General features: G+C 66.6%; 14 protein-coding genes. 5 read left to right on the top strand and 9 right to left on the bottom strand.

Annotated features, from left to right (window positions below):
- Positions 1-47: 47 nt before the first annotated feature.
- A complete protein-coding gene (gene ccsA / locus G4G00_RS14155) occupies positions 48-842 on the top strand; it encodes a cytochrome c biogenesis protein CcsA (RefSeq protein WP_108748971.1) in 795 nt (264 codons plus the stop codon).
- Between the two features lie 43 nt (positions 843-885).
- Here ccsA and G4G00_RS14150 read toward each other — a convergent pair whose 3' ends face one another.
- The 4 genes from G4G00_RS14150 to radA form a co-directional block, all read right to left on the bottom strand.
- On the bottom strand, positions 886-1,353 hold the full coding sequence (locus tag G4G00_RS14150; protein ID WP_164274490.1) for a hypothetical protein: 468 nt from the start codon (positions 1,351-1,353) through the stop codon (positions 886-888).
- Between the two features lie 87 nt (positions 1,354-1,440).
- A complete protein-coding gene (locus G4G00_RS14145; protein ID WP_164274487.1) occupies positions 1,441-3,747 on the bottom strand; it encodes a tetratricopeptide repeat protein in 2,307 nt (768 codons plus the stop codon).
- 51 nt (positions 3,748-3,798) lie between these two features.
- Entirely contained in the window at positions 3,799-5,655 is a 1,857-nt protein-coding gene (locus G4G00_RS14140; RefSeq protein WP_164274484.1) for an ATP-binding protein, read from the bottom strand.
- Between the two features lie 266 nt (positions 5,656-5,921).
- Positions 5,922-7,298 carry a DNA repair protein RadA gene (gene radA / locus G4G00_RS14135; protein WP_108752506.1) on the bottom strand — a complete coding sequence of 459 codons (1,377 nt, stop codon included), beginning with the start codon at positions 7,296-7,298 and terminating at the stop codon, positions 5,922-5,924.
- 204 nt (positions 7,299-7,502) lie between these two features.
- Between radA and G4G00_RS14130 the strand changes: the two genes are divergently transcribed.
- Positions 7,503-9,560: an EAL domain-containing protein gene (locus G4G00_RS14130; RefSeq protein WP_108752505.1), complete on the top strand. Its 2,058-nt coding sequence runs from the start codon at positions 7,503-7,505 to the stop codon at positions 9,558-9,560.
- A gap of 221 nt (positions 9,561-9,781) precedes the next feature.
- Here the strand turns inward: G4G00_RS14130 and cyoD are convergent, their stop codons facing one another.
- Genes cyoD through cyoA form a run of 4 tightly spaced genes read right to left on the bottom strand, consistent with a single transcriptional unit; the run spans position 9,782 to position 13,798 of the window.
- A complete protein-coding gene (gene cyoD, locus G4G00_RS14125; RefSeq protein WP_108748966.1) occupies positions 9,782-10,123 on the bottom strand; it encodes a cytochrome o ubiquinol oxidase subunit IV in 342 nt (113 codons plus the stop codon).
- Complete coding sequence (gene cyoC, locus G4G00_RS14120) at positions 10,123-10,761, bottom strand: cytochrome o ubiquinol oxidase subunit III (protein WP_108748965.1); 639 nt, start codon at positions 10,759-10,761, stop codon at positions 10,123-10,125. The genes cyoD and cyoC overlap by 1 nt, the downstream gene beginning before the upstream one ends.
- Positions 10,758-12,755, bottom strand: coding sequence for a cytochrome o ubiquinol oxidase subunit I (gene cyoB, locus G4G00_RS14115; protein WP_164274481.1), 1,998 nt, complete (start codon positions 12,753-12,755; stop codon positions 10,758-10,760). Before cyoB ends, cyoC begins: the two co-directional genes overlap by 4 nt.
- 2 nt (positions 12,756-12,757) lie before the next feature.
- Entirely contained in the window at positions 12,758-13,798 is a 1,041-nt protein-coding gene (gene cyoA / locus G4G00_RS14110; RefSeq protein ID WP_108752504.1) for a ubiquinol oxidase subunit II, read from the bottom strand.
- A gap of 338 nt (positions 13,799-14,136) precedes the next feature.
- Here cyoA and G4G00_RS14105 point away from each other — a divergent pair, with 338 nt between their 5' ends.
- The 3 genes from G4G00_RS14105 (at position 14,137) to G4G00_RS14095 (ending at position 15,644) form a co-directional block, all read left to right on the top strand.
- A complete protein-coding gene (locus tag G4G00_RS14105) occupies positions 14,137-14,475 on the top strand; it encodes a hypothetical protein (RefSeq protein WP_164274478.1) in 339 nt (112 codons plus the stop codon).
- Positions 14,476-14,889: 414 nt separating this feature from the next.
- Complete coding sequence (locus G4G00_RS14100) at positions 14,890-15,246, top strand: hypothetical protein (protein ID WP_164274475.1); 357 nt, start codon at positions 14,890-14,892, stop codon at positions 15,244-15,246.
- A gap of 38 nt (positions 15,247-15,284) precedes the next feature.
- Positions 15,285-15,644 (top strand): hypothetical protein, encoded by a 360-nt coding sequence (locus tag G4G00_RS14095; protein WP_164274472.1) that lies wholly within the window; start codon positions 15,285-15,287, stop codon positions 15,642-15,644.
- 35 nt (positions 15,645-15,679) lie between these two features.
- On the opposite strand, the gene G4G00_RS14090 is transcribed toward G4G00_RS14095, so the two are convergent.
- Positions 15,680-16,966, bottom strand: coding sequence for a hypothetical protein (locus tag G4G00_RS14090; RefSeq protein ID WP_164274470.1), 1,287 nt, complete (start codon positions 16,964-16,966; stop codon positions 15,680-15,682).
- Positions 16,967-17,169: the final 203 nt, after the last annotated feature.

Below are 17,169 nucleotides of genomic sequence, written 5' to 3'. Positions count from 1 at the left end.
ACGCTGCGGCCGTCGCCAGCTTCCCGGGGGTATGCGAAACTGCCACGATGACAATCGTTCTCATCGCGATCCTGCTGTACCTGGCCGCCAGTGTCCTGCTGGTGCGCGCGCTCGGCCGCGACGAGGCAATGGGCTCGCCCACCTGGCTGTGGCCGGCGCTGCCGGCCATGCTGCTGCACGGCGGCTACCACGTGCTGGTGGCGCTGCGCACCAGCGGCGGGCCGGACATGCATTTCTTCGCGGCGCTGTCGCTGGTCGGCCTGGGCATGGCCTGGCTGACTTCGCTGGTGGGCGCACGCGGGCGCATGTCGGCGCTGGGCGTGGTGGTGTTCCCGCTGGCCGCGCTGCTGCTGGCGGTGTACCACGGCTACGGCCACGCCCCCAGCAAGGTGCTGGGCTGGCGCCTGGCCAGCCACGCCTGGCTGGCCCTGCTGGCCTACGCCACGCTGAGCATCGCCGCGCTGCTGGCCATCATGCTGTGGCTGCAGGAACGCGCCCTGCGCCGCCGCGAGTTCCGCCCGTGGCTGCGCGCCCTGCCGCCGCTGGCCGATCTGGAATCGCTGCTGTTCCGGGTCATCACCGTGGGGTTTGCGCTGCTGACCCTGACCCTGGTGACCGGCGTGCTGTTCGTGGACGACCTGCTGGCGCAGAAGCTGGTGCACAAGACCGTGCTCAGCGTGCTGTCGTGGATCGTGTTCGGCGTGCTGCTGGTCGGCCGCCGCCGCTACGGCTGGCGCGGGGTGAAGGCCGTGCACTGGACGCTGAGCGCGATGCTGTTGCTGCTGCTGGCGTTCTTCGGCAGCCAGTTCGCCATTGAACTGGTGTTCGGGCATACCCGATAAAGGCGTGCCGACCAACGGTCGGCACCCACGATGCCGTCGGCTGTCAGGGCGCAGGCTGGGCAAGGATGCCGCGCACCGAGCGGCCGCTCTGCGTGATCACATCATCCACCTGCCAGCAGCCCTGGCCCTTGCGGACCATCGGCAGGCGGGTCACATACGGCTTTTTCCACACGGAATAGCGCAACTCGACCTGGCCGACCGTGGCTGACGTTTCGTTCCAGCCGTAGCGTACCGGACCCTCGATGTCGCCATCCTGCGCATCCAGCCACGGGTCCGAATCGATCGTGCAGATGCCTTCTTCGCGCGCCTGGCAGGCACGTTCTTCGCGCAGCGCCTTGCCGAAGGCCGGGCTGACCAGCGCGCGCGGCGCATCCAGCACGTAGCCCGCATCGCCGGAGGTGGCCTCGAAGAACGCCCGCGCCACGCCCACGGCATCCTCGCAGGCCGGGGCGGCCTGGGCGGCGGGTGCCAGCAGCAGGCCGGCGATCATGAACATCCCTGTCTTTCGCATGTGTTTCATTCCTTGTGCAGGGGCAACGCCGGGCATGGCCCGACGCTACCGAGGGAGGGCCGGGCGCGGGTACGCGGCGCGGCGGGCTTACAACCCGTACCGCTCGATCACATCCAGGTGCGGCTGGCGTTCCTGGTCGCAGGCTTCGGCCAGGCGCAGCCAGCACTGCGGGTGCTGCCACTGGGCGGTGTGCTGCTGCAGGAACCTGTGCAGCGCCAGCGGCGCGTGGTCCTGAGGCTGGGCGACGGTGAACAGCAGCCCCGGCAGGGTGCCCTCTTCCGCGTCCGGGTCGGTCACGGTGTAGTCGGCACGGCTGTGCCCCCAGATCTGCCAGCCCTGCGCCTGCACCGCTTCCACCAGCGCATCCCACGCGGCTTCGCCGGGGTGTGCGCCATCAATCAGCCAGCTGCGCGCGAAGCCGCCGCGCTCCAGCACGTGCACCTGCGCATAGGTGGGAATGAAGTGCTGGCGCGCCTCTTCCTCTTCCGGCGCCGGGTGCACCAGCGCGGCATCGAACACCACCCAGTCGCCCACCTGCTGGGCACGGTTGGCCGGTGCGTTTTCCACGATACGCGCGGTTACCGGGCCGGTACGGCGCGCGTAGTACTCCATCGGCTCACCCTGCTCTTCGCTGCGGATGATCACCCAGCCCCACGGCTCTTCCACCACGCCGTCCTGGCTGGACAGTTCCATGCCGATGGCCGCGGCCGAACGGCGCACGGCGTCCCAGTCGCGCGCGGCGCTGGCGGCACTCATGTGGTCCCAATGCGCGGCGTTGGGGTCCTCCTGCAGCTCCACCAGCTGCGCGTAGCACGCCTGCGCGTCGCTGAAGCGGCCAGTTTCCATGTACATGCGCGCCAACGTGCCACGCGCACCGTGCGAACCGGGCGACAGTGCCAGCAGCTGCGTGGCCGCCTGTTCCAGCGCCGGCCAGTCGGACACCCGGCGCGCCCGCTGCACGTCGCACCAGTGCGCGAACACCGGCACGCTGCCACGGTATACATCGGCCAGCTGGCGCAGGCCCTCGTCATCGCCCTGCTCGGCCAGCCAGCGCATCAGCGTGTAGGCGGCCGGGCCGTCTTCCTGCACATGCGCGCGCACGAACTGCCACAGCAGCGCGCGCGCTTCGTCCTGCGCCCCGCAGGCGTACAGCGCCGAGGCGGCCACTTCGGCCAGCCCTTCATCGTCGGGGCACTGCGCATGGCCCTGCAGCAACCACTGCGCCTCGCGCTCGGGGTCGCGCGACTGGTTCTGCTGGCCCTGCGCTTCCAGCCACGGCAGCAGTTCGGCGGCGGCCACCGGCAGCGGCGCGGCCTCGGGCAGTGCATCGATGCGCGCGGCCAGCGCGGCCACCTGTTCGGCGGCACCGCGGTCCTGGCGCAGCTGTACCAGGTGCGTGCGGGCCAGCCGCAGCTGCCGCTGCGCGACCCAGCGCGCGCCACGCTGCAGCGCCAGCTCCAGGCTCAGGGCGGCCATTTCAATCACCAGCCGGTGCGCGCCCACGCGCGCGAAGTGTTCAATGATGGTGTTGAAGCGCGTGCCCAGATCCCAGGTGTTGCGCGCCGGATCACGCTGGCACAGGATCGCCACCGTGTTGGCCCACATGCGCCAGGTATTGGGGGTCAGCTCGCTCCACGGCACCAGCTGCTGCAACGCTTCTTCGTCGCGGCCCAGCTGCGCCAGCGCCCAGGCGCGCGACAGGCGGCGCGGCACGGTGCAGTTGGCCGGTTCGTACTCGCCAGCGGCGGCCACTTCGGCCTCGCGCTGCTCGATCAGCACCAGCGCTTCGTCGGCACGGCCGGTGGCCAGCAGCACCTTGATCTGCATTTCCGGGAAGCTGTCGAACACTTCCTTGCCGCGCGCCTTGATCGCATCGGCCTGCGCCTGCAGGTAATCCAGCGCGTCCTGGCCGCGGCCATCGTCCAGCAGCGCATCGGCCTTTTCGCAGCTCAGGCACTGGAAGCACGCCCAGCTGGGATCGATGCGGGCCAGGGTCTCATCGCACACTTCAATGCGCTCGGGCACCCAGCCCGGGCCGTCGATGTTGCCGTAGCAGGCGGCCAGATCCTGGGTCACGCAGATCGACTGCGGGCAGTCCAGGGTGTCGGCACGGTGGGCGCGCTCGAACAGCGCCACCGCCTCGCCCAGCGCACTCTCGCCTTCCACGCGGTTGCCCACGCGGTTGCGCAGCGCCCAGTGGCCCACGTAGACATCCACCCAGGGGTTGTCCAGCGCCTTGCCCAGCGCACGCGCCTCGGGCAGCAGCGCATCCACGCGGTCCACCTGCAGTTCGCTCACCTCGTCGGCCAGGCGGGTCAGCAGGTGCGCGTTCTGCGCCTGCCCGGCCTGGCGCAGGTCCTCCTGCAGTTTTTCAACCCAGTTCCAGATTTCCATGATGTGCAAGTCTCCTGTCTAGCGAAGGCTGGATGAGAAAGTGAGCGGCACTCAGCGCAGCATCTGCTGCAGGGCACCGGCAATATCGGCGAAGGCGGCGTTCAGATCGGGCGTGGCTGCGCTGGCATCGCGTGCCAGCGGCCGCCCCTGCGCGGACACGATGATCTTCAGCGAACGCAGCAGGCGTGCTGCGGCGGGGGCCTGCGCATGGCCAGCGCGCTGCGCCTGCAGCAGCGCCTGCACGGCCGGGTTGTCCAGATTCACGTACAACCGCGACGGCGCACGCGCTTCGATGCGCGCAGTGAACTGGCGCGCCAGGCGCAGCGCGGCCATCGACACACGCTTGTCGTTCTCATCGTCTTCCAGGCGCTGTTTCAGCTCCGCCTCGCGGTCGGGCACCACCACCACCGGCAGCGCTTCGGGGCTGAAGCGCGCCGGCAGCAACTGTTCGCCATCGCCCAGGTGCTCGCGCAGCCAGGCCAACTGCGCCTCGTCCAGGCTGTCGTCGCTGCGGAACAGCGCGCGGTTGCCCTGTTCGGTGCCCAGCTCCACCAGGCGCAGGCCCTTGGCCTGGGTCCAGCGGCGCAGGAACGGCACCACCGCATAACGGTGCCCGTGCGCCACCGGCACGCCCATGGCACGGAACAGCATTTCCTCGAAGCCGCCGCCGTTGTCCAGGATCACGTGTACCGCGCCACGCGCCGGCAGCGCGCTGGCCGGCAGGTCGCCCTGCGAGGTCGGCACGCGCACGTGTTCCAGCAGCAGGTCGAACAGACGGTCGTCGCACAGCGCCGCGCCCAGCAGGGCCTCGTTGTGGCGGCTGAGCACGCGGCGCCAGGCCTCCGGCTGCTGCCGCGCCACGTCGGCCAGGCCATCAATCAGCGCTTCCAGCAGCGCGTGCTGCACCGCGCGGTAATGATCGTCGCGCTGCAGGTCTTCGCGGCTGGCGGTGGGGGTCAGCCGGGACGATTCGATCACCCCGCCGATGAAACCAGCCCACGGCGGCAGCAGGTCGCGCGCATCGTCGTCCAGCAGCATGCCGCGCACGAACACCGACAGGTTGCGGTTGTCGCTGGTGCCGTAGGTGGCGCCATCCTGCACCCACAGCAGGCCAGTGGCGTCACTTTCCGCATCGGCGCGCAGCGGCACGGTCACGATGGGTTCGAAGTCGTGTTCGAAGCGTGCGGCGAACTGCAGCGCCTGGCGCCGCGCCTGCACCGGGTGCAGCGCCACATCGCCCTGCGCGCGCCATGGCGGCGGCTCGGGGTTCAGCGCTTCAGCCGCGGCGCCAATGAAGATCGGTTCGGACAGCAGCGCGCAGTAGCGGCCCAGCACTTCGTACAGCCGCGCCTCGTTGGCCAGCGGCAGGAAGTCCGGGTGCAGTTCCAGCTCCACTTCGGTGCCGACCGCACGCGCCGGCACTTCGCTCACGGTGTACTGCTCGGCGTTGCTGGACACATACAGGTGGCCCAGTTCGGGCGTCTGGTACGAGGTGGTGCGCACGCTCACCCGCCGCGCCAGCACGAAGGCCGACAGGAAGCCCAGGCCGAACATGCCGATCAGGCCGTCCTGGTCATCGCCGCCCTGGCGCAGGCCGCGGGTGTAACCCACGCCCACCGTGGCCAGGTAATCGTGGATTTCCTGGCGGGTCAGGCCGGCGCCGGTATCGATGATGCGCAGCACGCCGGCGGCGGCATCGACCTGCACATCGATGCGCGAGGGCAGATCGCCACCGGTCTGTTCAATGCGGCGGCGGATGATGGAGTCGTGCGCGTTCTGCACCAGCTCGCGCAGCGCCACCATCGGGGTGGAATACAGGTGCTTGCCCAGCACCGTCATCAGTCCATTGAGATCGACCCCGGCCCGGCGGATTTCGGCGGCGGGGGTGGTCAGCGTCGGGTCCTGCATGTAATCGGTTACTCCTTGCCACACAAGGCGCCACGGGGCGCCATCGTCGAGCCGGGGAAACTAGCACAGGCACGCTGACCGTTGCTGTGCCGGGCGTTGGATTCCGCGCCACGGCGGGGGCCAGGCCAGGTAGAGTCGAGCTTGCTCGACTGCTCTTGCCTCGACGCGGAAAGCAGTCGAGCATGGCTCGACTCTACAAAAAGCAGTCGAGCAAGCTCGACTCTACAAAAGGCAGCCGAGCATGGATCGGCTCTACCGTACGGATGTCACGCGGCGTCGATCGCCTCGGACAGCCGCTCCACGGCGATCACTTCCATGCCCTTCACGCTGCCGCCCTTCGGCGCGTTGGCCTTGGGCACGATGGCGCGCTTGAAACCATGGGTGGCCGCTTCGCGCAGGCGGTCTTCGCCGTTGGGCACCGGGCGGATCTCACCGGACAGCCCCACTTCGCCGAACGCAATGGTCTTTTCCGCCAGCGGCCGGTCCTGTAGCGACGACAGCACCGCCAGCAGCACCGGCAGGTCGGCGGCGGTCTCCTGCACGCGAATGCCACCGACAACGTTCACGAACACGTCCTGGTCGCCCACCAGCACCCCGCCATGGCGGTGCAGCACCGCCAGCAACATGGCCAGGCGGTTCTGCTCCAGGCCCACGGCCACGCGGCGCGGGTTGGACAGCGGCGAGGCATCCACCAGCGCCTGCACTTCCACCAGCAGCGGGCGGGTGCCCTCGCGGGTGACCATCACGCAGCTGCCGGGCTGGTGCGCACTGCTGCCGGACAGGAAGATGGCCGACGGGTTGGACACTTCCTTCAGGCCCTTGTCGCCCATGGCGAACACGCCCAGTTCGTTCACCGCGCCGAAGCGGTTCTTGAAGGCGCGCAGCAGGCGGAAGCGACTGCCGCTCTCGCCTTCAAAGTACAGCACCGCATCGACCATGTGTTCCAGCACGCGCGGGCCGGCAATACCGCCTTCCTTGGTTACGTGGCCGACCAGGAACACGGCGGTGCCGGTTTCCTTGGCAAAGCGCACCAGCCGTGCCGCGCTTTCGCGCACCTGGCTGACCGACCCTGGTGCGGCGGTCAGGGTTTCGGTCCACAGGGTCTGCACCGAATCGGCCACGATCAGGCGCGGGCCGGCCTTGCTGGCGTGCTGCATGATCGACTCGACACCGGTCTCGGCCAAGGCATTCACGCCATCCAGCGGCAGCTCCAGCCGGTGCGCGCGGCCGGCTACCTGGGCCAGCGATTCCTCACCGGTCACGTACAGCACCGGCAGTTCGGCGGCCATCTTCGCCACCGCCTGCAGCAGCAGGGTCGACTTGCCGATGCCCGGGTCGCCGCCGACCAGCACCACCGCGCCCTCCACCAGGCCGCCGCCCAGCACGCGGTCGAACTCGCCAATGCCAGTGCTGACCCGGCGGTGCTCGGTCTGCTGCACGTCCTTCAGCGCGGTGATCTTCGGCGGATCGATCTTGCCCACCCAGCCATTGCGCCGGGATGCGGGGGCCTTCGCCGCTGCGGCGCTTTCCAGCACGATTTCCGACATCGAGTTCCACGCCCCGCATTCCGGGCACTGCCCCTGCCATTTGCTGGAATCGGCGCCGCATTCGTTGCAGACGTAAGCGGTGCGGGCCTTGGCCATCGGAAATCCTGCGTGGTGAACGGTGAAGGAGGATAGCCGAGCGCGGTCGCAGGCGCTGCGACAGGCCGCCCGGCGCACCCCGCCTACACATCTCCAAATACGAGATGAACATCACACTTTTTAACTGCTAAGGTTCAGCCCCCCGCCGCCGCTATAGTTCGCGGCTTCATGCCTGCCCTCCCCGCTTTCCCTGAAGGACCCGCAATGACTGGCACTTACAGCCAGAGCCTGGTTGCTTTCTCGCTGTTGGTGGCCATTCTCGCTTCGTACACCGCCCTGGACATGGCCGGCCGCCTGGCCACCGCACAGGGCCGGGTGGCCCGCTGGTGGCTGATCGGCGGCGCATCGGCCATGGGTCTGGGCATCTGGTCGATGCACTTCATCGGCATGCTGGCCTTCAAGCTGCCGATTCCGATCGGCTTCGACCTGGGCATTACCCTGTACTCGCTGGCGGTGTCCATTGCCGCCTCGGCCTATGCGCTGTGGCTGGTCTCGCGCCCGGAACTGCCGCGCCGGCGCCTGCTGGCCGGTGGCACCCTGATGGGCCTGGGCGTGGCCACCATGCATTACCTGGGCATGGGTGCCATGCGCATGCAGCCCGGCATCGACTACGACCCGCTGTGGTTCGCGCTGTCCATCGCCGTGGCCATCGGCGCCTGCACCGCCGCGCTGTGGATCGCCTTCCGCCTGCGCCGCGAAGACCAGCGCACCCTGCCGCTGCGCATTGCCGCATCGGCGGTGATGGGCCTGGCCATCGTCGGCATGCACTACACCGGCATGGCCGCCGCCAGCTTCCCGGCCGGCAGCATCTGCGGCGCGGTGATCGACGGCGGCATTGAATCGCACTGGCTGGCGGTGCTGGTGATCGTCACCACGCTGGGCGTGATCGGCATTGCGCTGGTGGCCTCGCTGTTCGACCGGCAGATGCGCGTGCGCACCGGCCTGCTGGCCGAATCGCTGGAAAAGGCCAACGACAAGCTGCTGCAGGCCGCCCTGCATGACCCGCTTACCCAGCTGCCCAACCGCATGCTGCTGCAGGACCGCATCGAGCAGTCGATCGAAAAGGCGCGCCGTCGCGGCCATGCGCTGGCGGTCATGTTCTGCGATCTGGACGGCTTCAAGGCGGTGAACGATGCCTACGGGCACCAACTGGGCGACCGCCTGCTGGTGAAGATGAGCCAGCGCGTCAGCGCGCTGCTGCGCCCGCAGGACACCTTCGCCCGCCTGGGCGGCGATGAGTTCGTGATCGTGTTGGCCATCGAAGAGCCCGACGACGCGGTGGTGGTGGCCGAGCGCATCATTGCCGCGGTGGCCGAACCGTTCCTGATCGATGCGGCCGAACTGCAGGTCAGCGCCAGCCTGGGCATTGCGCTGTACCCGGACGATGCCACCAGCGAACGCGAACTGATGGCCCATGCCGACGCGGCGATGTACCACACCAAGGAAGGCGGCCGGAACGGCTATACCTTCTTTACCCCGTCCATGCAGGTGAGCGCGAACCGCCAGCTGCGCCTGCTGCAGGACCTGCGCCGCGCCACCGAACGCGGCGAGCTGCTGCTGCACTACCAGCCCAAGTTCGTTGCCGCCGGCACCCCGGCGGTGGGCGCCGAAGCGCTGCTGCGCTGGCAGCATCCGGAACTGGGCATGCTCAGCCCGGACGTGTTCATTCCCATTGCCGAGCGCAGCGGGTTGATCCTGCCCATTGGCGACTGGGTGCTGGACCAGGCCTGCGCGCAGCTGCGCGCCTGGCACGATGCCGGTCAGCACGAATGGACCATGGCGGTGAACCTGTCGCCGCTGCAGTTCTCCTCGCCGGCGTTGCTGGACAGCGTGCGCGCTGCGCTGCAGCGGCACGGCATTGCGCCCGAGCGCCTGACGCTGGAAATCACCGAAACCACGGCGATGAAGGACGTGGAAGCCAGCCTGGTGATCCTGAACGACCTGACCGCGATGGGCGTGCATATCGCCATTGATGATTTCGGCACCGGCTATTCCAGCCTGCTGTACCTGAAGCGCATGCCGGCCACCGAACTGAAGATCGATCGCGCGTTCGTACGCGAGCTGGAACAGAACGCCGAAGACGCGGCCATCGTGTCGTCCATCGTGGCGCTGGGCCGTTCGCTGCAGCTGCAGGTGGTGGCCGAGGGCGTGGAGACCAAGGAACAGCAGGATTACCTGAGCGGGCTGGGCTGCGACCAGCTGCAGGGGTACCACCTGGGCAGGCCGATGGCCGCCGACGAGTTCCTGCGCAAGGTGGGTTGAACCGCGCATGGGGTCAGAGCCCTTGCCTGCGGCAAGGGATCTGACCCCGGACATATGACGGCGAGACCGGCGGGGTCGGATCCCTTGCCGCAGGCAAGGGCTCTGACCCCAGACGCATTGCACGCGCGCCGCCATCCACGCATGGCGTGGATCTACTACCGCCAACGAAAAAGGCCGCCCCGAAGGGCGGCCTTTTCGTGTGTGGCAACGTCGCGAAGACGTCAGTGCATCATGTGCACGTTCATGTTGTGCATGACCCACAGGGTACCGGCCACGATGATGCCGATCACCACCACGGTGAAGGCAGCAGCGTTGACGTTCCAGCGGCTTTCCGAAGAACGGTCCAGGTGCAGGAAGAACACCAGGTGCACCAGCATCTGCAGCACCGCGGAAACCGCGATCACCACACCGCTTACGGTGCGCGAGAAGTCGCCCGACATCACCACCCAGAACGGGATGACGGTCAGCACCACCGCCAGCACGAAGCCGATCAGGTACGACTTCACGCTGCCGTGGCTTTCGCCGCCGGTGCCGTGGTCGTGTGCATGGTTGTCATGTGCCATTACAGCGCTCCATTGAGGTAGACGACGGAGAACACGCCGATCCAGATCAGGTCCAGGAAGTGCCAGAACAGGCTCAGGCACGCCATGCGGGTCTTGTTGGTCGGGGTCAGGCCGTACTTCTTCAGCTGCACGAACATCACCGCCAGCCACAGCAGGCCGGCGCTCACGTGCAGACCGTGGGTACCGACCAGGGCGAAGAACGCCGACAGGAAGGCACTGCGGTCAGGGCCGTAGCCCTGGTGGATCAGGTGGTTGAACTCCCACACTTCCATGCACATGAAGCCGAAGCCCAGCAGCCAGGTGATGGCCAGCCACAGGTACATCTGGCCCACCTGCTTGCGGTGCATGGCAATCATGCCCAGGCCGAAGGTCAGCGACGAGGTCAGCAGCAGCGCGGTTTCCCACGCCACGAACGGCAGCTCGAACAGATCCTTCGGGGTCGGGCCGCCGTCATTTCCGCCCACCAGCACCACGTAGGTGGCAAACAGCGAGGCGAAGATGAGGCAGTCGCTCATCAGATACACCCAGAAACCGAAGACGGTGTTGCCGCCGGTGTCGTGGTGCTCGTGGTCGTCATGGCCATGGGCCGCCGCGTGCGCGGCGTGCCCGTGGCTCAGGGTCGAGGTATTGGTGCTCATGCCTTCAGCTCCGACTTCACCAGGCCCTGGGCTTCCAGGTGCTTGCGGTGTTCGTTCTCGATGCGTTCCACCTCGGCGGCCGGGACCCAGTAGTCCACGTCCTGGTCGAAGGTGCGGTAGATGAACGTGGCGATCATGCCGACGAAGCCGACGATGGCCAGCCACCAGATGTGCCAGATCATCGCAAAGCCAAACACCAGGCTGAAGGCACCGATGACCACACCCGTGCCGGTGTTGCGCGGCATGTGGATGTCGGTGTACTTGGCCGGCTTCGGCCAGGCTTCACCACGCTGCTTGCGCTCCCAGAAATCGTCCAGCTCGGTGACTTCCGGCAGGGTGCCGAAGTTGTAGAAGGCCGGCGGCGAAGAGGTTTCCCACTCCAGCGTACGGGCATCCCACGGGTCGCCGGTCAGGTCGGCGGTCTTCTTGCGGTCGCGGATCGACACAGCCACCTGGATGATCTGGCACAGAATGCCGGCACCCACGATGAAGGCACCTGCGGCAGCCACCAGCAGCAGCGGCTCGTAGGCCGGGTTCACGGTGCTCTGCAGGCGACGGGTCATGCCCATGAAGCCCAGCACGTACATCGGCATGAAGGTCACATAGAAGCCGATGAACCAGCACCAGAAGGCGCACTTGCCCCAGAACTCGTTCAGGCGGAAGCCGAACATCTTCGGCCACCAGTAGGTGATACCAGCGAACATGCCGAACACCACGCCGCCGATGATGACGTTGTGGAAGTGGGCGATCAGGAACAGGCTGTTGTGCAGCACGAAGTCGATGGCCGGGATCGCCAGCATCACGCCGGTCATGCCGCCGATGGTGAAGGTGACCATGAAGCCGATGGTCCACAGCACGGGCGTGGTGAACTGCACGCGACCGCGGAACATGGTGAACAGCCAGTTGAAGATCTTCACGCCGGTGGGGATGGAGATGATCATCGTCGTGATGCCGAAGAAGGCATTGACGTTGGCACCCGAACCCATGGTGAAGAAGTGGTGCAGCCACACGATGAACGACAGCACGCCGATGCAGGCGGTGGCGTAGACCATGCCCTTGTAGCCGAACAGCGCCTTGCGCGAGAAGGTCGCGATCACTTCGGAGAACACGCCGAAGGCCGGCAGCACCAGGATATAGACTTCCGGGTGGCCCCAGATCCAGATCAGGTTGATGTACAGCATGGCGTTGCCGCCACCATCATTGGTGAAGAAGTGCGTACCCAGGTAACGGTCCAGGGTCAGCAGCACCAGGGTGATGGTCAGCACCGGGAAGGCGGCGACGATCAGCACGTTGGTGACCAGCGCCGTCCAGGTGAACACCGGCATCTGCATCAGCTTCATGCTGGGGGTACGCATCTTCAGGATGGTAATGAAGAAGTTGATACCGCTCAGCGTGGTACCCAGGCCTGCGACCTGTAGACCCCAGATGTAGTAGTCCATGCCGACGCTTGGACTGTATTCGATGCCCGACAATGGCGGGAACGCCAGCCAGCCGGTGGCGGCGAATTCACCGATCCACAGCGACAGCATGATCAGCACCGCACCGGCCACGAACAGCCAGAAGCTGAGCGAGTTCACGAACGGGAACGCGACGTCGCGCGCACCGATCTGCAGCGGCACGGCCAGGTTCATCAGGCCGGTGATCAGCGGCATGGCCACGAAGAAGATCATGATCACGCCGTGGGCGGTGAAGATCTGATCGTAGTGGTGCGGCGGCAGGTAGCCTTCCGAACCGCCCACTGCCAGCGCCTGCTGGGTACGCATCATGATGGCGTCGGAGAAGCCGCGCAGCAGCATGACGAAGGCGACGATCAGGTACATCACGCCGATCTTCTTGTGGTCCACCGAGGTGAACCACTCCTTCCACAGGTAACCCCACAGCTTGAACTTGGTGATCAGGGCCATCACGCCCAGACCACCCAGCACTGCACCGATCAACGTCGTCAGGACGATCGGATCGTGGGGGATCGACTCAAGAGAGAGTTTTCCCAACATGTTCATTCTCCCGAACCCGCGTGGCCGGCATGGCCTGCGTGTTCGTGTTCGGTGGCATCCAGGTTTTCACCCGATTCCTTGGAATCATGCGCGTCACTGGGGGTGTGCCCCTCGTGCGCTTCATGGCTGGCAGCATCGGCGGCGGCCGCACCGGCATGCGAATGCTTCATGCCGTAGTGCTGGTTGTCACCCATGTGCTTGGCAATGACCCAGTCGAACAGGCCTTCTTCGGTCTTGCCGAAGTAGGTGACCGGGTACCACTCGGAATTCTTCGCATCACCCAGAGCCTTGAAGCTGGTCTTGTCCAGGGTCTGCGTGCCGGCACGCACCTGGTCCAGCCACTGGCGGTACTCGGCATCGGTTACCGAATAGGCGGTGAAATGCATCTTGGCGAAGCCCGCGCCGCTGTAGTGCGAGGACATGCCCGGGAATTCACCGGTTTCGTTGGCGATCAGGTGCAGCTTGGTTTCCATCGCCGCCATCGAATAGATCATGCTGCCCAGGTGCGGAATGAAGAATGCATTCATCACCGTGTCCGACGTGATCTTGAAGTTCAGCGGGGTGTTCACCGGGAACTTGATCTCGTTGACGACCGCAACCTTCTCTTCCGGATAGATGAACAGCCACTTCCAGTCCAGCGAGATCGCCTCGATGGTGACCGGCTTGACGTCCGATTCCAGCGGCTTGTACGGGTCCAGTGCGTGCGACGAACGCCAGGTCAGGACCGCCAGCACCAGCACGATCATGCAGGGGATCGACCACACCACCACCTCGATCGCCGTGGAATGCGACCACTTCGGCTCGTAACGGGCCTTGGTGTTGGAAGCGCGGTACTTCCACGCGAAGGTCAGGGTCATGACGATGACCGGGACGACGACCAGCAGCATGAGCACGACAGCCGTGATCAGCAGGGTCTTCTCGTCCTGGCCAATCTGGCCCTTCGGACTGAGGATGGCCACGGCATCGCAGCCGGTGAGCATCACCAGCAGTGCGAGCAGCAGGCCCGGGCGCAACCAGCGCCCAAGGGTTTTCAACGGAATCATCGGTCGATCCAATTGCGAGGGAATGCCGTTCCCCGTCCTGCCCGCTCCGGCAAAAGCCGGTCCCGCCTGTGGTTGAGACAGGCAGTGAGGTGGGGTCGAGTCAGCCTTTCAATTTTAGGCCGTCACGCATCATTTAAGAAAGGCATTGACAATGATCCAGCGCAGGAATCGGCCGGATATCGCTGCGACACGTTGTCGCACCGCGCGCAGGGCACCCCGTTTGCGGGCGCCGGGGACCGGATTCGGCAAAGTATGCTGAACCTGTTCAGCGTACTTGAAGTGGGCTGCTGCCGCACCAAGACTGCGTAGCACACGCCCCCTCTTCGCAAGGATGCCTGATGACTGCCCTGCTCCGCTGGCTCAGCACACCCGCCGTGCGGCGCACGCTTGCCCTGCTGGGCGCCGCACTGGTGGTGCTGCTGGCCTGCAACCCGGAACTGGCGCCGCTGCTGGGGCTGATGGATGTGCTGGGGCTGGACGTGCTGGCGCTGCTGCTGGGGGTGCAACTGCTGGCCACCCTGCCCTGGCTTCGCCTGCAGGCCGGGCGCGGGCTGCGGGTCGCGGGGCGGTTGGCCTGCGGCGCACTGGCCGGGGCCGCGGGCGGGTATCTGCGGCAATTGGCGCCGTTTTGTCGCGATCGCCTTGGGTTCGGGCTTCGGGTGCGCGGGGCGGGCTGACCTGTTCGATGCGGGCGGCGCTGGCCTGTTGAACCGGGCCTGATGGCCACCGGCCTTGCCGGGCGGGCGTTTCGGGCTGCGGGCCGGCGTGCCAAAATGCCGCCGAAGCGTAAAACATCCCCGCATTGACGCAATCTGCTCTTGGCAGCGGCTCGCGGGCCGTGCACACCATGGCATGCCACTGAAAACGAGTGGCCGGGTCGGCAAACCCGATGTCTGACGAGTGTTTACGCTTGCCAGTCGGCGCCACCTCTGCGTGGCACCGGCTGGCAATCCGTCCGCGTTCTTTGGCGGGCGGTGCGTGGGGGTGCGTGTTCGCATGCACCCGCCGGATTCGTCAGACCCGGTTTTTGCCGCCACGTACCGTCCGCCACCCCTGCGGTGGCGCTTTGTGTTTTGCACGGAGCATCTGCCATGAACGCATCGGAATTTCCTGATCTGAACGCCCGCCGCGCGGCGCCCGCTGGCGACGCCGGCGGCGAACCCAGCACCTTCATCCCCACGCTGCGGCGCATCCAGGCCGGTGCGGCCGCCAGTGGCCAGCCCTGGCCCGAACGCACCCTGCCACCCGGCCGGCGCCTGCAACTGGCCGACGCCGATTGCGCCCTGGCCGGCCTGGCCACCGTGCAGCAAATGCTGTTGGCGGCCGAGCGCACCCGCCAGGCCGGCCAGCCCGAGGACACCCTGGGCGACCGCAGCATGGAAGGGTTGATGCTGGCCTGCATTGCCCTGACCGCGCATGCGGCCAGCTGCCTGCAGGTGCAACCGTAGCCGGGGGCGCGGCGGCGTCCATTCCGACAGCCGTCGTGATGCTGCTAGGCCTGCTTGCCGGCCATCTGTATCTGCCGGAACCGGCACTCAGCGTAAACAGCTACAGCAAGCAGACCGTGCCGAACTTCCTGCAGATGTGGCAGGAAGCCGCACAGTTTGCCCAGGAACGCAGTGCCGACGGGCTGCGCGTCAGCCCCGCCGCGCGCGGGGCGAGGCATTTCGAACTCTATGCCGGGGATACACCGGTATTACTGGTCGATAACTCGCCGAAGCGCATGGTGATTATCGTGTTCGAGAATTCGCGCGAGCAGGTGCCGGATCTCTGGGAGCTGGAACATCAATGGTGGCGGGCCATGCGCCAGCGTGGTCAGTTCGTGCGGCATGGTGCGGGCGGGTGAGGAGAGGTGGCGAGCAGGGAGCTGGCCAGCCTGCTTCAGTGCCGCGCGGCCTCACGCGGCGGTGCGTACTCGAAGCGCATTTCCCGCTGCCCCTCGCCCACCACCGGCAGTACCGGGTCGGTGCCGGTGCAGCCCAGGCGCAGTCGATCACGTGCGGTCACGGGAACACTGCCACAGCCACCGGAATTACTGATATCCAGCTGCGGCAAGAGGGCCGCAGCAAAGGTTTCAACCTCGCCGCGCGCCGCCTTGCGGTTCACCGTTGCAGCCGGCACGCTGTAGCGCAGCTTGATGGCATACAAGCGGTCGATGGCGAGCAGCATTACCGAGCTGTACTGCTTGCCATCGCGCACGAAACCGAAATCCAGCACGCTGGCCTCGATACTGGCCACCGCATCCGATTGCGCCGGTGCGACCTTCAAGGTCACCGTCTGCACGCGCGACATATCATCGCGCCCCGCCATCGCTGCGCTGCGCGCCTCCAGCAAACCTTTTCGCTCACCTTCCAGCAGACCGGCCCGCTGTTCCTGGTCCAGCACGCCCACCGGGTAGAAGTACACATCGATCCAGCCGTCTTCGTTGCCGGCCTGCTGGAAGCGCACCGACGCACCGCCCGCGACATCGTCGTAGCGGCGCTCGCCCAACGCCTTCCACTGGCCCACCTGCAGGGGGTAAACCACGCTGGTCGTGCGCAGGAAACCGCCCAGGAACGGCGACGGCGCAGACGCGCCCTGCCCTGCCGTTTCCGGGTTGAGCATGACCGTGTTGTCGCTGGCACCGCATGCCGCCTTCACCACAGGCGCCAGATGCGCGCGCAGCGTGCCGGCCTTCTGCTGCGCAGCCAACGTATCCATGGCCGCAATGCGCAGCGCAGGATCGGCTGCAATGAAGGCCGCATAGGCGCGAAGCGCGCTTTCCACACCGGCCACCTGTCGGCTGAGCTGATCGCTGCTTTCGCGCTGGTCTATCTGGAAGGCCAGATTGCCGAAGCTCTGCTGCATCAGAAGGTCCAGGCCGATCTTCTTGGCCGCCTCATCCTGGTCAGGCAGGTTCATGACCTGGCAGAGGGTCACCATGTAATCCGGCGTTTCCGCCAGCCAACGCAGCATCGACACCCGCAGCTCCTGCGCGCCCGGCTGCTGGGGCGATGCTTCCAGTGACTGAGTGAGGCCAACGAAATTGGTGGCGTTGATGGGTTGCGCGGCGGTGGCCTGCGGCGCGGGCGGAGAATCAGGTGCGGCCCAGGCCGGAACGGCGAGTACCGAGGCGAGGCCGATGATGGAATATGCGGCCAGGCGGCGCAGTGCGTTTGTCGATGGCATGGTCTACGGTCCCTGTAACCGCGCGGCGCGGTGTCAGGGTGGAGCGTAGCAGGCGGCGGGGGTGGGTGGCAGGTGATTCGGCTGGCCCCTGGGGTCGCGATGAGTGCTCGCAATAGGCACCTCTGGCGTTAACATAGAAGACAGCTCTGAGTTACCCACGAGTTCCGAGCCGATCTAGGCAATACGAGTACACGTCAAAACAT

Origin of the sequence: Stenotrophomonas sp. B1-1, assembly GCF_010894375.1 — a bacterium.
GTDB lineage: Bacteria > Pseudomonadota > Gammaproteobacteria > Xanthomonadales > Xanthomonadaceae > Stenotrophomonas.
Note: the sequence above shows the minus strand (reverse complement) of the source record. Positions and strands in the feature narration are given on the sequence as shown.